The organism is Streptomyces sp. SDr-06 (genome assembly GCF_003324565.1).
Classification (GTDB): domain Bacteria; phylum Actinomycetota; class Actinomycetes; order Streptomycetales; family Streptomycetaceae; genus Streptomyces.
In genome coordinates, this window is sequence record NZ_QOLA01000033.1 from 26,664 (window position 1) to 40,258 (window position 13,595).

Below are 13,595 nucleotides of genomic sequence, written 5' to 3' on the forward strand. Positions count from 1 at the left end.
TACCAGGGCGAAAGTTGACCTGATCTGACCGATTCGCCCACCACGCTCCGCCCCCGGCCGGTCACTTCGGCGTCACTCCTGAGGCGAGGGTGACGAAAGGGACAGGAGCCCGGGGTGGCCGGGCCTGCCCCGGCGGTATTGCCGACGATTAGGGTGGGACGGACCGGGGGCAGGGACTCCACGGCGAGCGCGTGTCATCCGTACCTCCGGAGGGCGCGGCACTCGTCGCGGACAAGGGGCGGGCGAGGCGCACGATCGCGCGCCCACCGCACAGGGGCTGCCCCACCCCGGCCCGTACATGCCAATGAACCCCACGGCCTACACCCGGTCACAGGCGAACGAAAGGAAACCGGTGAACAGCGACCAGGACCAGTTCCGCACCGGCGGGAACGCGCGCGACGAGAATCGGTCCGACGCCGATCCCGAGACCACGGGTGAGTTCACCATCGACTACACCCCGCCTGCCTGGTACACCCAGGGCGCGCAGAACACTCCCGCCCCGGCCCCGGCCCCAGCCCCGGCTCCGGCTCCGGCTCCGGCTCCGGCCGCCGAGCAGGGCGTCGCCCAGGGAGTTCCGCTGCCGCCCCCGCCGCCGGCCGGGCCGCCCCTCGACGTGCCCGGGCTGCCGCAGGGCGGCGGGTTCCAGCCGAACTGGGGCGCCACGCCGCCGCCTCCGGGCCCGGCGCCCACGGCCTCCCCCACTCCCCCGCCCGCCTTCCCGGCACCCGCGCCACCCGCGCCCGAGGCCAACCGGCCCGCGGACCAGGGCCAGGCCTTCGGCGGCGGCGACATCGAGAGCGGCGCCACCATGCGCTTCTCCCCCTCCGCGCTGAAGCGGGAGTTCGAGCAGCTCGAAGCGGCGGCGGCCGCGGCACGCGGCGAGACCGCGCCGGTGACCGCCGCGACCCCTGACGCCCCGTCGGCCGAGGCCCCCGACAGCGCCGCCCAGGCACCGTCGCCCACGACCGAGGCCCCCGAGGCGCAGACGACGGACGCGGCGCGCGACAACGACGCCGACGCGGAATCCGCCGACGCCCAGGACCGCCCTGCGGCTTCCCCCGACTCCTCGGACCCGGCCGACGCCGACGCGCCCTCCGGCGCCACATCGACCGACGCGTCCACTGGCACGTCGACCGGCGCGTCGTCCGACGCCGAGGAGACGCCCGAGCCCGCCAAGTCGCCCGACGCGCCCGTCACTTCGGCTGACGATGCGCGTGGAGCCGATGGCACCGACGGAGCCGACGCGCCCCACGACGGCGGGGACGCTTCCCCGCGCCAGGACGCCGCGCCCACCGACGGCACACCCGCCCACACGTCTGAACCGGTCGATGCCGCCCCTGCGGACGCCGCCACCCCCGCGACCGCTGAGGCGGCCGAAGCGGGACGCGCGCCGGTCGCGGATGCCGCGCCCGCGCCGGACGCGGCGCAGGACACCGATCCCGCGGCGGCCGCGGACGCGGCCCCGATCGCCGATGCCGTTCCGGCTCCGTTCGCGGCCCCCGTCGCGGATGCCGCGCCGGTCGCCGACGCCGTGCCGTCGGACGCCTCCGCGCCGGAGCCGCAGGACGCGCCCCCGGCCGACCAGCCGTGGGCCGCCGCGGCCGGTCCGCAGCCCGGGTTGCCTCCGCTGCCCCCGGCGTTCCAGCCCGCCGCGCCCACCGCGACGCCTCAGTGGCCGGGCCAAGCGCAGCCGAATCCGGGCCCGTACCCGGCTCCGGGCGCCCCGGCCCCCGCGTGGCAGCAGCAGCCCCAGCCGCAGAACGGGTACGGCTTCCCGCACCAGGCCCAGCCGGGGCCCACGCCGCCCGCCCCCAACTCTGCGGCGCCGCAAGGGAGTTACGGCTTCCCCCACCAGGGGGCGGCACCGGCCGACGCCCCGAACGCACATGCCGAGCAAGGCGGCCACGGGCTCCCCCAGCCCGGAGCCGACCCCCAGGCAGCGGCCTCCGCCCCTGCCCAGCAGGCTGGTTACGGGTTCCCGCGACCGGAGGCCACCCCCCCGGCGGCGCCCACCGGCGCCCCCACCGCACCCGCCCAGCAGAACGGGTACGGATTCCCCCACCAGGGGGCGGCACCGGCCGACGCGCCCAACGCCCCTGCCCAGGGGGCTGGTTACGGGTTCCCGCCACCGGGAGCCAACCCCCCGGCGGTCCCCACCGGCACCCCCGACGCCCCCGCCCAGCAAGGCGGCTACGGCTTCCCCCAGCCCGGAGCCAACCCTCCGGTCGGGTCGCAGGCCCTGCCGCAGCCCCAGCCGGGGCCCGCCCAAGGTGCCCTTCCTCCGCAGGTTCAGCCCGGGCCGCAGGGGCCGGCCCACCCGCAGGTTCAGCCCGGACCACAGGGGCACCCCGGACCGCAGCCCCTGCCGGGGCTCCAGGCCGCGCCGCCGGTGGATCCGCGGACCGGTGCCGCCTGGCCGTCGCCCGTGACGCACGACCAGCGGGAGCGGTCGATGCCGGGCGCTCCGCTCGGGTACACCGCCGCCGTCGAGCTGTCCTCCGACCGGCTGCTGCGCAACAACAAGCCGAAGGCGAAGAGCAGCCGGGGCCCGGCCGCCGGAGCCTCGCGCTTCAAGTTCGGGGCCAAGAAGGAGGAGGCCGAGCGGCAGCAGAAGCTCAACCTCATCCGCACCCCGGTCCTGTCCTGCTACCGGATCGCGGTCATCTCGCTGAAGGGCGGCGTCGGCAAGACCACCACGACGACCGCGCTGGGCGCGACCCTGGCCACCGAGCGGCAGGACAAGATCCTGGCGATCGACGCCAACCCGGACGCCGGCACGCTCGGCCGCCGGGTGCGGCGCGAGACCGGGGCCACCATCCGCGACCTGGTCCAGGCGATCCCGTACCTCAACTCGTACATGGACATCCGCCGGTTCACCTCGCAGGCGCCGTCCGGCCTGGAGATCATCGCGAACGACGTCGACCCGGCCGTGTCCACGACGTTCAACGACGAGGACTACCGCCGCGCGATCGACGTGCTCGGCAAGCAGTACCCGATCATCCTCACCGACTCGGGTACGGGTCTGCTGTACTCGGCGATGCGTGGGGTGCTCGACCTCGCCGACCAGTTGATCATCATCTCGACGCCGTCCGTGGACGGTGCGTCCAGCGCCTCGACCACGCTCGACTGGCTCTCCGCGCACGGCTACTCCGACCTCGTGCAGCGTTCCATCACCGTCATCTCCGGGGTCCGCGAGACCGGGAAGATGATCAAGGTGGACGACATCGTGCAGCACTTCCAGACGCGCTGCCGCGGCGTGGTCGTGGTGCCGTTCGACGAGCACCTGGCGGCGGGTGCCGAGGTGGATCTCGACATGATGCGGCCCAAGACCCGGGAGGCGTACTTCAACCTCTCGGCGATGGTGGCCGAGGACTTCGTACGGGCTCAGCAGCAGCAAGGGCTGTGGACGGGCGACGGCCTCAACCCGCCTCCGCACATGGCCCCGCCGATGCCTGGTCAGCAGGGCGCGCCCGGCCAGCCGTTCCCGCAGCAGGGCCAGCCTCAGCCCGCGCCGGGCCAGCCCTTCCACCCCGGGCAGCCCCAGCCGCACCCCGGGCAGCAGCCCTACCCGGCACAGGGGCAGCCCGCGCCGGTACAGCCGTACCCCCAGCAGGGCCCGCCGCAGCCCGGTCAGCCGTTCCCGCAGCAGGCTCAGCCCCACCCGGGCCCGCCGCAGCCCGGCCAGCCGTTCCCCGGGCAGCCGTACGGGGCCCAGCCGGGGCAGCCCGCCCCCGGCCAGCCCTACCCCGCGGCCCCGCAGCAGCCGTCCGAGTGGCAGCTCCAGCCGCCGCAGCCGCTGCCCGCGCCGGGTGAAGGCGGCCCGGGGCAGCCGGAGTCGCAGGGGCCCGTCCCCCCGGCCGGATGGCCCGGGCAGGACGGCGGCGGACACGCTCCGCAGCCGCCGTCAGCCCCTCAGCAGTAAGGCGTCACAGGACTGGACCAATGAGGGCCCGCACCGTTCGAACGGTGCGGGCCCTCTGGCGTTTTCGCAGACCAAATGGCCTGCGATGCGCCGTTGACACGTCTAGACCACCGCTGGTAGACCTGCGCCAAAACGGCCGCCACCTCCTGTTCAACCGGCGCTCAACCTGCGATCAACCCTGCTTTTCCGTGCGAGTGATGACGCGAGGTCACCGTCCCATGGCAAGAACAGCTCCATCGCCGAAGTCCCCGCGGCCGTCGCGGCCGCGCCGCCTGACGGCCGCGGGCGCCGCCGTCCTCGTCCTGGCGGCCGGGGCCGTGCTCGGCGCCCAGGGTGCGGCGGCCGACGACGCCAAGGGCGGCGAGAAGGTCCTCACCGTCGCGGTCTCCCAGAGCGTCGACTCCCTGAGTCCCTTCCTCGCCCAGCGCGTGATCAGTACCAGCGTGCACCGGCTGATGTACGAGTACCTGACGAACTACGACCCCAAGGACGGGCACCCGGTCCCGGGCCTCGCCACCTCCTGGCAGGCCTCGCCGTCCAAGCTGACGTGGACGTACACGATCCGCAAGGACTCGAAGTGGTCGGACGGCGTCCAGGCCACCGCGCAGGACGCCGCCTGGACGTTCAACAAGATGATGACCGACAAGGGCGCGGCCACCGCCAACGGCAGCTTCGTCGCGAACTTCAAGAAGGTCACCGCCCCCGACCCGGCCACGCTCGTCGTCGAACTCAAGCAGCCCCAGGCGACGATGACGGCGCTGGACGTGCCGATCGTGCCGCAGCACGTGTGGGAGAAGGTCGGCGACTTCACCAAGTTCAACAACGACAAGGTGTTCCCGGTCGTCGGCAACGGGCCCTTCGTCCTGACCGACTACAAGGTCGACCAGTACCTCAGGCTCAGGCCGAACAAGGCCTTCTGGCGGGGCGCGCCCAAGTTCGACGAGCTGGTCTTCAAGTACTACAAGGACAATGACGCGGCGGTCGCGGCGCTGCGCAAGGGCGAGGTGTCGTTCGTCTCCAACCTGACGCCCGCGCAGGCGAGTTCCCTGGGTTCGGCGCCGGACATCAAGGTCAACGACGCTCCCGGGCGACGCTTCTTCGCGCTCGCCACCAACCCCGGCGCGCAGTCCAAGGACGGCCAGAAGTTCGGCGACGGCAACCCCGCGCTGCTCGACCCCAAGGTGCGCCAGGCGCTGTTCGCGGGCGTCGACCGCAAGACGCTCGTCGACAAGGTGTTCCAGGGCCACGCGGTGGAGGGCGAGGGCTACATCCCGCCCCGGTTCGCCCCGTACTTCTGGAAGCCGGCCCCGGCCCAGAAGATCGCGTACGACCCGGCGAAGGCGGCCTCGCTGCTCGACGAGGCGGGCTACCGGGCGGGCGCCGACGGCAAGCGGGTCGGCAAGGACGGCAAGCCGCTCGGTCTGCGGCTGCTGTGCCACGCCACGTACCCGGAGGACAAGGCGGTGAGCAAGTACCTCCAGGAGTGGTGGGGCAAGCTCGGCATCGGCCTGACGGTGCAGTGCGTCGACAACGTCACCGACCCGTGGACCGCCGGCGAGTACGACCTCGCCCTGGACGGCTACTCGGTCAACCCCGACCCGGACTACGTCCTGTCCATCCACACCTGCGCCGCGCTGCCCGCGACCCCCAGGGCGACCGGCCAGACGGACGACTTCATCTGCGACAAACGCTTCGACGAGCTGTACGCGCGGCAGTCGGCCGAGTACGACACCGCCAAGCGGGCGGACCTGGTCCAGCAGATGGAGTCGCGGCTGTACGACACCGGGTACATGAACGTCATGGCGTACCCCAACGCGGTCGAGGCGTACCGCACCGACCAGATCAGGTCGATCACGACGATGCCCGAGGCCGCGGGCAACATCTACGGACAGGACGGCTACTGGAGCTGGTGGTCGGCGGTCCCGGCGGCCGGCTCGTCCGCGAAGTCGGGCGGCGGCTCGTCGGGGGTGGTCGTCCTCGGCATCGTGGCGGGCGTCGTCGTCCTGGCCGGGATCGGCTCGTTCCTCGTCCTGCGCCGCCGGGCCGGCGCCGACGACCGCGAGTAGGCCATGACGACAGCGAGTTCGGCCGACACCCCCGCGGTGGTCGCCGAGGCACGCACCGAGCCGCGCGGCCGCCGCTTCGCGGCCGCGAGCCCGGCGCTCACCTATCTGCGCCATGCGGGCGGCAAGCTGGTCGGGGCGGTGGTCTCCCTGTTCGCCGTCCTGGTCACCAGCTTCTTCCTGTTCAGGATCATCCCCGGCGACCCGGTCCGCACCATGACCCACGGCCGCCAGGTCTCCGCCGAGCAACTGGCCAATCTGCGCGCCCAGTTCGGGCTCGACCTGCCGGTGTGGCGGCAGTTCACGGACTTCTGCGGCAAGGCGCTGACCGGGGACCTGGGCACCTCGTACCAGTTCCACGCGCCGGTCGGCTCGCTCATCGCCGAGAAGCTCCCGGCGACACTGCTCCTGACCGGGACCGCCGTCGTCCTGTACTCGGCGCTCGGCATCTGGCTGGGCACCCGCTCGGCCTGGCGCCGGGGCGGGCTCGGCGACCGGTTCAACACGGGGCTCGCGCTGACGCTGTGGTCGGTGCCCTCGTTCTGGCTGGGCCTTCTGCTCATCATCACGTTCTCGGTGGGCGCGGGCCCGATCCCGGGCCTGTTCCCGACCGGCGGCATGGAGTCGGGCGACACGACGGGCTTCGCGTACGTCTTGGACGTGGCGCACCACATGGTGCTGCCGGTCCTCACCCTGGTCGCGGTGCAGTACGCGCAGACCCTGCTCGTCATGCGGTCCTCGCTGCTCGACGAGATGGGCGGCGACTACCTGACGACGGCCCGCGCCAAGGGCCTGCGCGACGCCGCGGTGCGCCGCCACCACGCGGTGCCGAACGCCCTGCTGCCCACGGTGACGATGCTGTTCATCAATCTGGGCCATGTGGCGGCCGGTTCGATCCTGGTGGAGACGGTGTTCTCCTGGCCGGGCCTGGGCGGCCTCTTCTACCAGGCGCTGAGCGTGCCCGATCTCCCGCTGGTGCAGGGCCTCTTCGTGGTCTTCGCGGGCGCGATGATCGTGATGAACCTCCTGGCCGACCTGCTGTATCCGCTGCTCGACCCCCGGGTGGGCCGATGACGACGACCGCGTACGGGAACGGGGTTGCCCCATGAGCACGACCACCGCTCCCGAGAAGGCCGGCTCGCTGGCCTGGGCGCGCCGCCGGGACTCCCTGGCACGCTTCTGGCGCTCCTACCGCACCCATCGGGCCGGACTGTACGGTCTGGCGGGGCTCGCCCTCATCGCGCTGATCGCGCTCTCCGCGCCGCTCACGGTGGGCGGGGACGTCCAGAGCGTGACCGGCGCGAGCGGCACCGCCCTCGCCTCCCCGAGCCGCCAGTTCCCGCTCGGCACCGACCAGTTCGGCCGCTCGCTGCTGGGGCTGCTGATCTGGGGCGCCCGGATCTCGCTCGCGGTGGGGCTGCTCGCGGCCGCCCTGAGCGTGGCGATCGGCACCCTGGTCGGGATTCTGGCCGGGCACTACGGCGGCTGGCTCTCCACGGCCCTGATGCGGATCACCGACTGGTTCCTGGTGATGCCCACCCTCGTCCTCGCGATCGTGCTGGCCACCGTCATGTCGCACAGCGTATGGACGGTGATCCTGGCCATCGGCGTGACGTCCTGGCCGACGACGGCCCGCCTGGTGCGGGCGCAGACCATCGCGGTCGAGTCGCGGCCCTACATCGAACGGGCCCGCGCGCTCGGCGGCGGCCACGGCCACATCATGAACCGGCACGTCCTGCCGAACGTGATGCCGCTGGTCCTCGCGCAGACCACGCTCGGCATCTCCAACGCCATCCTCACCGAGGCCACCCTCGCCTTCCTGGGCCTGGGCGATCCGACGGTGGTGTCCTGGGGCGGCATGCTCCAGGACGCCCGCGAGGCGGGCGCGGTCTCCTCCGGCCACTGGTGGTACCTGGCCCCGCCGGGCATCGCGATCGCCCTGGTGGCCCTCTCCTTCACGCTCTGCGGCCGCGCCGTCGAGGCGGTACTGAACCCGAAGCTGGGGGCCCGATGAGCCTGCTGGAGATCAAGGACCTGTACGTCACGTACGGGACCGGCGCGGCGGCCGTGCGCGGGGTGGACCTGACGATCGCACCCGGCCAGAAGCTGGGCGTCGCGGGCGAGTCGGGGTGCGGGAAGTCCACCCTGGCGATGGCGCTGCTGCGGCTGCTGCCCGCGTCGGCGCGGCTGACCGGATCGGTGCTGCTCGACGGCGAGGACGTCCTCACCATGAGGTGGGGGCGGCTGCGGGCCGTGCGCTGGGCGGGCGCCTCCATCGTCTTCCAGGGGGCGATGCACTCGCTGAACGCCGTGCACCGCATCGGCGACCAGATCGCCGAGCCGATCCTGCTGCACGGCCTGGCCACCCCGGCCGGGGCCCGCGCGCGGGTGGCCGAACTCCTCGAACAGGTCGGCCTGCCGGCCGCCCGCGCGGACGCCCACCCGCACGAGCTGTCCGGCGGCCAGCGCCAGCGCGTGATGATCGCGATGGCGCTCGCCTGCGCCCCGGAGCTGATCGTCGCGGACGAGCCGACGACGGCCCTGGACGTGATGATCCAGGCCCAGATCCTGCGCCTGATCGAGCGCCTGGTGGCCGACCAGGGCATCAGCCTCATGATGATCAGCCACGACCTGGCGGTCCTCGCCGACACCTGCGACCGGCTCGCCGTGATGTACGCGGGCCGCATCGTGGAGGAGGGCCCGGCGCGTGAGGTGTACACGGCGGCCCGCCACCCCTACGGCCGGGCCCTGTCCGCCGCCTTTCCCCGCATCGGGGACCCGGCCTCGCGCCGCGCGCCGCGCGGTCTGCCGGGCGATCCGCCCGACCCGTCCGCGCTGCCGCCGGGCTGCACCTTCCATCCGCGCTGCCCGGTCGCGATGGACGTCTGCGCCGCCGACGACCAGCCGCTGCGCGACGCGGGCCCGGACCACAAGGCGGCCTGTGTGCACGCCGGGTCCCTGTCGAGGAGCACCGCATGACCACCACCACGACCCCCCTCCTCAGCGCCACCGGCCTGCACGTCACCTTCCCCGGGCGGCGCGGCGCCCCGCCGGCCCGCGCGGTCGACGGCGTCGAACTCACCGTCGGCGCGGGCGAGATCGTCGCCCTGGTCGGCGAGTCGGGCTGCGGCAAGACGACGCTCGCCCGGACCCTGCTCGGCCTGGTCACCCCGACCGCGGGCACGGTCGCCTTCGACGGCAGCCCGCTGGACCACCACGCCCGCGCCCTCAAGGCGTACCGCAGACGGGTCCAGCTGGTCCTCCAGGACCCGAGCGGCTCGCTCAACCCCCGGCACACGGTGTACGACGCGGTCGCCGAGGGCCTGCGCATCCACGGATCCCCGCACGACGAGCGGGAGTTGGTGGCGCAGGCGCTGTCCCGGGCCGGGCTCCGCCCGCCCGAGCGGTTCTTCCTGCGCTACCCGCACGAGCTGTCGGGCGGCCAGCGCCAGCGCGTGGTCATCGCGGGCGCGCTCGTCCTGTCCCCCGAACTGATCGTCGCCGACGAGCCGGTGGCCTCCCTGGACGCGTCGGTACGGGGCGAGATCCTGGCCCTCCTGCTGCGCCTGCGGGACGAGCTGGGCCTGTCCGCGCTGGTCGTGACCCACGACCTGGGGCTCGCCTGGAACATCGCGGACCGGGTGGCGGTGATGTACCTGGGCCGCATCGTGGAGACGGGCCCCGTCGAGGATGTCCTGACGAGCCCCCAACACCCGTACACCCAGGCCCTGTTGTCGGTGCTGCCCGAGTCGGCGGGCGATCCGGTGGTGCTCACGGGCGAGCCTCCGGACCCCTCGCGCGTCCCGTCCGGCTGCCGCTTCCACGCCCGCTGCCCCGTCCTCGCCTCCGGCGAGGCGGAACGCGCGGGGGTGGCCGACCGCTGCCGCACCGAGGACCTGCCGGTCCTGGCGGGCGGCACGGCGGCGCGGGTGGCCTGCCACTGGGCGGCGGCGGTCAGACCTGGTTGAGGGCTTCGCGGGCGCCCGCCTCGGAGGGGAGTTCGCGCAGGCAGGCCATGGCGACGAGCACGCCCAGGAGCCACGCGAACACCGGGGCCATGAACGGCAGCAGGAACAGCGCGGGGAGTCGGCCCGCGCTGGCCAGGCCCGGCGCCCGACGCTGCGCGCTGTCATGGAGACGCCGGGTCTTCGCAGGGCTCGCGGCCCGCGCCCGGGCTTCGCGCGCCTTACGGCGGTAGGAGGCCCAGCCCCACCCCGCGGCGCCGGTGGAGGCAACCGCCTGAAGGCCGTAGCAGAGGTGACGCCAGCCGTCGCTCAGCCCGCCGACGACCGTGCGGAACGCGTCCAGCGTCACCCCGAACATCAGGCCCGCCACGATCAGCATGGACACGGCGAAGGCGGTGCGGCGCAGCCAGTAGGCGGGGCCCCGGCGGTACCACGTGGTGCCGACGATGGGGAGTTTCGCGGGCCCCGCGCTCTCAGAAGAGACCCGTGAACCCATTCCATGCCTTCTTCCCCAGGCCCGCCGCGTCGTCGCCGAGCCGCTTCAGGTCGTCTCCGGTGTTGGACAGCACGTTGCCGGTGCCGTGCCAGATGCCGCCCACGACGCCGTGGTCGTGGATGTCCTCGCTCCAGTGCTCGTGGAAGCCCTCGTCGATCAGGTCGGTCGCGCCGATGACCACGGCGCCGCCGACCCCCGCGACCACGGCCACCGGCACGGTGATCTCCGCGCTGGCCGCCAGCGCCACGCCGCCCGCCGTGGCGGCCGCGCCGACCGCGAGCCCGCCGAGCGCCGCCCCTCCGTCGACCACCACGGAGTGCGTCCAGGACCACCCCTTGTCGTGGTCGTCCTTGGCTTCGAGCAGGCCGCAGGCGGCGGCCGCCGCGACGTCCACCACCGGGATCTCCTTCAGGAACTCCGGAACGCTCTCCAGGCTCCTGCCCACCCGCAGGCCGTCCGCCACATCCGCGATCTTGGTGTTGAGGGCGTGGTCGTAGGGGAGTTTCGAACTGCCCGCCTCGCCCCGGGCGATGTCCGCCTCCAGGCTGTCGAGCTTGCTCAGCGCGTCCTTGTAGGCGACCCGCGCCCCGGCGTCCTTGGGGAGGGTCTTGCCCTCCTTCTGCCACGCCTTGCGTTCGGCGCGCAGGTCCTTCTTCGCGTCGTCCGCCTGCTTCTTCGCGTCGTCGAGCGCGTCGGCCGCGTCGTGTCCCTTGACCCGGGTCCGCTCGGAGTCGTAGGCGTACAGGCCGCGCAGGTAGTCCGCGACGGTGATCTTGTCGCCGGGCGAGACCGCCGCGCCGGTGTCGTCCGCGTAGAGCTTCTGCAGGGCCTCGGCCGCGTCCAGGCGGGCCTGCTGGGCGGTGTGCAGGATCTCGTCGCGCACGGTGCCGTAGTCGTGGAGGGCCTTGATGGCCTTCTGCCCGGCCGCGTCCGGATGGGTGCTGGTCATCAACTGGCCGGGTACGCCGCCGGGTTGGATTGGCGCGCCGGCCCGCACGGCGACATCCTCGGCGTTCTGCAGGGCCGACTCCGCCGTGCCGAGGTGGTCCGCGAGGTCGGTGAGGATCTGGCCGGTCGCCTGGACCAGCTCGGCGAAGCCTCCGGCCGTCATGGCGTCCTCGGTCCACTTGGCCCGGAACGAATCCGCCGACTCGCCCTGCCATCCGGTGTCCTTGGCGAGCGCCTCGACACACGCGCTCAGCGGCTTCACGACGGACTCCAGATCGGTCTTGGCCTTCTTGTAGGCCTCCCCCATGGCGCGCAGCCCGCCGATGTCGCCGCCGACCCAGCTGTCCGTCATGTGCGGTCCTTCATCAGGTCGTCGAACAGGCCGTGCACGTCGATGTCGTGGCGCTGCATCGAGTCGTGCGCGTACTTCACCTTGTCGCTGCGGTCGTCGAGGCGGTCCGACAGCTTGTCGTGCAGGCCGGCTATCAGGTCGGCCATCGCCTTGATCGCCGCGTCGCACCCGGCGTCCCCGGAACCGGCGACGGCCGGCTTCACGTTCTGGTGCATCTTGCGGTAGTTCTCGGCCTCCGTGTGGAAGGTGGCCGCCATCGTGCTCAGGTCCGACAGGACCAGCCTCACGTCCACGCTCATCGCGCGCCCTCCTCGCCGCCGTACGCCCGTTCCAGATCCTCGGCCCGCCATCTGCGGCCCCCGGGCGCCACCACCGGGTCGAGCCGCACCTTGGGCAGCCCGGCCTGCCGCATCGCCTCGGTGAACGGGCCGAGCGAGACGGCGACCCAGGGCTGGGCCGGGCCGAGCGCCTCGACGAGCGCCGAGAGGCGGGTGAACGCGACCGGCACGGGCGGGCCCGAGGGGTTCTTGAGGAGTTCGTAGTCGACGCGGGGCGGGGCGCCGCCGCCCGGGTAGCGCGGATGGGCCGGCACGAACACCGCGGTGCGGTACGGCGGTACACCTGGCTGTGCGGCCTGCGCCGGCGCGTCGCCGACCAGGCCGAGAAGGCGGGACACGGGCTGCTCGCCCACGCGTTTCCCCCTTGCGGGACATGGCTGAATCGGCGCTCAACCTACGCGCAGCACGGCGGCCCCAGTACGCCAAAAACCGCCCATACCCTGCCCTCCATGCGCAATGGATGCCAGGACTTGGACGGTTTCAGGCCACTGATTGACCGTTACTTGACCGGCCGACGCGTCCTCGGCGGACCGGGCTAAGCCCGCCGGGCCTCGTACGCCTCGATGAGCTCGGTGGAGCGCTTCACGTCGTTGCCGATCGCCTCGAGGAGGTCCTCGATGGAGTCGAACTTGGCCATGCCCCGCACATAGGCGAGGAAGTCGACGGCGACATGCAGCCCGTACAGGTCGAGCCCCACGCGGTCGATGGCGTACGCCTCCACCGTGCGCTCGGTGCCGTCGAACTGCGGGTTGGTGCCGACGGAGATCGCGGCGGGCATGCGCTCGCCGTCGGCGGTGAGCCAGCCCGCGTACACGCCGTCCGCCGGGATCGCGGTGTGCGGCAGGGTCTCGACGTTCGCGGTCGGGTAGCCGAGCTCACGGCCGCGCTGGGCGCCGCGCACGACGACGCCCTCGACGCGGTGCGGCCGCCCGAGGATCTCGGCGGCGCCCTCCATGTCGCCCTCGCCGACCAGCCTGCGGGTCAGCGTGGAGGAGAACGGCTCGCCGCCGCCCGCCTCGCCGCGCACCCGCAGGTCGATGACCTCGACCTCGTAGTCGTAGGTGCGGCCGAGCTCGGCCAGCACCTCGACGTTGCCCGCCGCCTTGTGGCCGAAGCGGAAGTTGGGGCCCTCGACGACGAGCCGCGCGTGCAACTTGTCGACCAGCACCTTCACCACGAAGTCGGCGGCCGAGAGCTTCGAGAACTCGCTGGTGAAGGGGAGGATGAGGATCGCGTCCACACCGAGCTCCGCCATCAGTTCGGCGCGCCGGTGGTGCGGGGCGAGCAGCGGCGGGTGGCTGCCGGGGCGCACGACCTCGCTCGGGTGCGGGTCGAAGGTGACGACGACGGAGGGCGCGCCCAGCTCACGGGCGCGCGCCACGGCCCGCCCGATGATCAGCTGGTGTCCGCGGTGCACCCCGTCGTAGGAGCCGATGGTGACGACGCTGCGTCCCCAGTCCTGGGGGATGTCCTCCAAGCCACGCCAGCGCTGCACTGTGACCGCTCCTCGA

Annotated in this window: 11 protein-coding genes; 6 read left to right on the plus strand and 5 right to left on the minus strand. The window is 73.2% G+C overall.

The features are described 5' to 3' along the window. The first annotated feature begins 352 nt into the window (after window positions 1-352). The 6 genes from DT019_RS36230 to DT019_RS36255 all read left to right on the plus strand — a co-directional run bounded on the left by DT019_RS36230 (window position 353) and on the right by DT019_RS36255 (window position 9,953). Entirely contained in the window at window positions 353-3,922 is a 3,570-nt protein-coding gene (locus tag DT019_RS36230; RefSeq protein WP_223279940.1) for an SCO5717 family growth-regulating ATPase, read from the plus strand. Window positions 3,923-4,140: 218 nt separating this feature from the next. Beyond that, complete coding sequence (locus tag DT019_RS36235; RefSeq protein ID WP_114041252.1) at window positions 4,141-5,988, plus strand: ABC transporter substrate-binding protein; 1,848 nt, start codon at window positions 4,141-4,143, stop codon at window positions 5,986-5,988. A 3-nt stretch (window positions 5,989-5,991) separates the two neighbouring features. Then, entirely contained in the window at window positions 5,992-7,059 is a 1,068-nt protein-coding gene (locus tag DT019_RS36240) for an ABC transporter permease (RefSeq protein ID WP_114041253.1), read from the plus strand. Window positions 7,060-7,090: 31 nt separating this feature from the next. Beyond that, on the plus strand, window positions 7,091-7,999 hold the full coding sequence (locus DT019_RS36245; protein ID WP_114041254.1) for an ABC transporter permease: 909 nt from the start codon (window positions 7,091-7,093) through the stop codon (window positions 7,997-7,999). After that, entirely contained in the window at window positions 7,996-8,964 is a 969-nt protein-coding gene (locus DT019_RS36250) for an ABC transporter ATP-binding protein (protein ID WP_114041255.1), read from the plus strand. Before DT019_RS36245 ends, DT019_RS36250 begins: the two co-directional genes overlap by 4 nt. After that, window positions 8,961-9,953: an ABC transporter ATP-binding protein gene (locus tag DT019_RS36255; protein ID WP_114041256.1), complete on the plus strand. Its 993-nt coding sequence runs from the start codon at window positions 8,961-8,963 to the stop codon at window positions 9,951-9,953. Before DT019_RS36250 ends, DT019_RS36255 begins: the two co-directional genes overlap by 4 nt. Here DT019_RS36255 and DT019_RS36260 read toward each other — a convergent pair. The 5 genes from DT019_RS36260 to DT019_RS36280 all read right to left on the minus strand — a co-directional run bounded on the left by DT019_RS36260 (window position 9,940) and on the right by DT019_RS36280 (window position 13,579). Beyond that, window positions 9,940-10,446 (minus strand): hypothetical protein, encoded by a 507-nt coding sequence (locus tag DT019_RS36260; RefSeq protein ID WP_114041257.1) that lies wholly within the window; start codon window positions 10,444-10,446, stop codon window positions 9,940-9,942. The two genes, DT019_RS36255 and DT019_RS36260, sit on opposite strands and share 14 nt — an antisense overlap. Then, window positions 10,424-11,746 (minus strand): WXG100 family type VII secretion target, encoded by a 1,323-nt coding sequence (locus DT019_RS36265; RefSeq protein WP_114041258.1) that lies wholly within the window; start codon window positions 11,744-11,746, stop codon window positions 10,424-10,426. The genes DT019_RS36260 and DT019_RS36265 overlap by 23 nt, the downstream gene beginning before the upstream one ends. After that, a complete protein-coding gene (locus DT019_RS36270; RefSeq protein WP_114041259.1) occupies window positions 11,743-12,045 on the minus strand; it encodes a DUF6317 family protein in 303 nt (100 codons plus the stop codon). The genes DT019_RS36265 and DT019_RS36270 overlap by 4 nt, the downstream gene beginning before the upstream one ends. Continuing rightward, a complete protein-coding gene (locus tag DT019_RS36275) occupies window positions 12,042-12,437 on the minus strand; it encodes an SAV_915 family protein (RefSeq protein ID WP_223279941.1) in 396 nt (131 codons plus the stop codon). The genes DT019_RS36270 and DT019_RS36275 overlap by 4 nt, the downstream gene beginning before the upstream one ends. Window positions 12,438-12,619: 182 nt before the next feature. After that, window positions 12,620-13,579, minus strand: coding sequence for a bifunctional riboflavin kinase/FAD synthetase (locus tag DT019_RS36280; protein WP_114041260.1), 960 nt, complete (start codon window positions 13,577-13,579; stop codon window positions 12,620-12,622). Window positions 13,580-13,595 lie beyond the last annotated feature (16 nt).

Excerpts from the sequence above, each read along its gene's own strand:
- DT019_RS36235 (WP_114041252.1), top strand. The coding sequence starts at position 4,141 with ATGGCAAGAACAGCTCCATCGCCGAAGTCCCCGCGGCCGTCGCGGCCG.
- DT019_RS36240 (WP_114041253.1), top strand. The coding sequence starts at position 5,992 with ATGACGACAGCGAGTTCGGCCGACACCCCCGCGGTGGTCGCCGAGGCA.
- DT019_RS36245 (WP_114041254.1), top strand. The coding sequence starts at position 7,091 with ATGAGCACGACCACCGCTCCCGAGAAGGCCGGCTCGCTGGCCTGGGCG.
- DT019_RS36250 (WP_114041255.1), top strand. The coding sequence starts at position 7,996 with ATGAGCCTGCTGGAGATCAAGGACCTGTACGTCACGTACGGGACCGGC.
- DT019_RS36255 (WP_114041256.1), top strand. The coding sequence starts at position 8,961 with ATGACCACCACCACGACCCCCCTCCTCAGCGCCACCGGCCTGCACGTC.
- DT019_RS36260 (WP_114041257.1), bottom strand. The coding sequence starts at position 10,446 with ATGGGTTCACGGGTCTCTTCTGAGAGCGCGGGGCCCGCGAAACTCCCC.
- DT019_RS36265 (WP_114041258.1), bottom strand. The coding sequence starts at position 11,746 with ATGACGGACAGCTGGGTCGGCGGCGACATCGGCGGGCTGCGCGCCATG.
- DT019_RS36270 (WP_114041259.1), bottom strand. The coding sequence starts at position 12,045 with ATGAGCGTGGACGTGAGGCTGGTCCTGTCGGACCTGAGCACGATGGCG.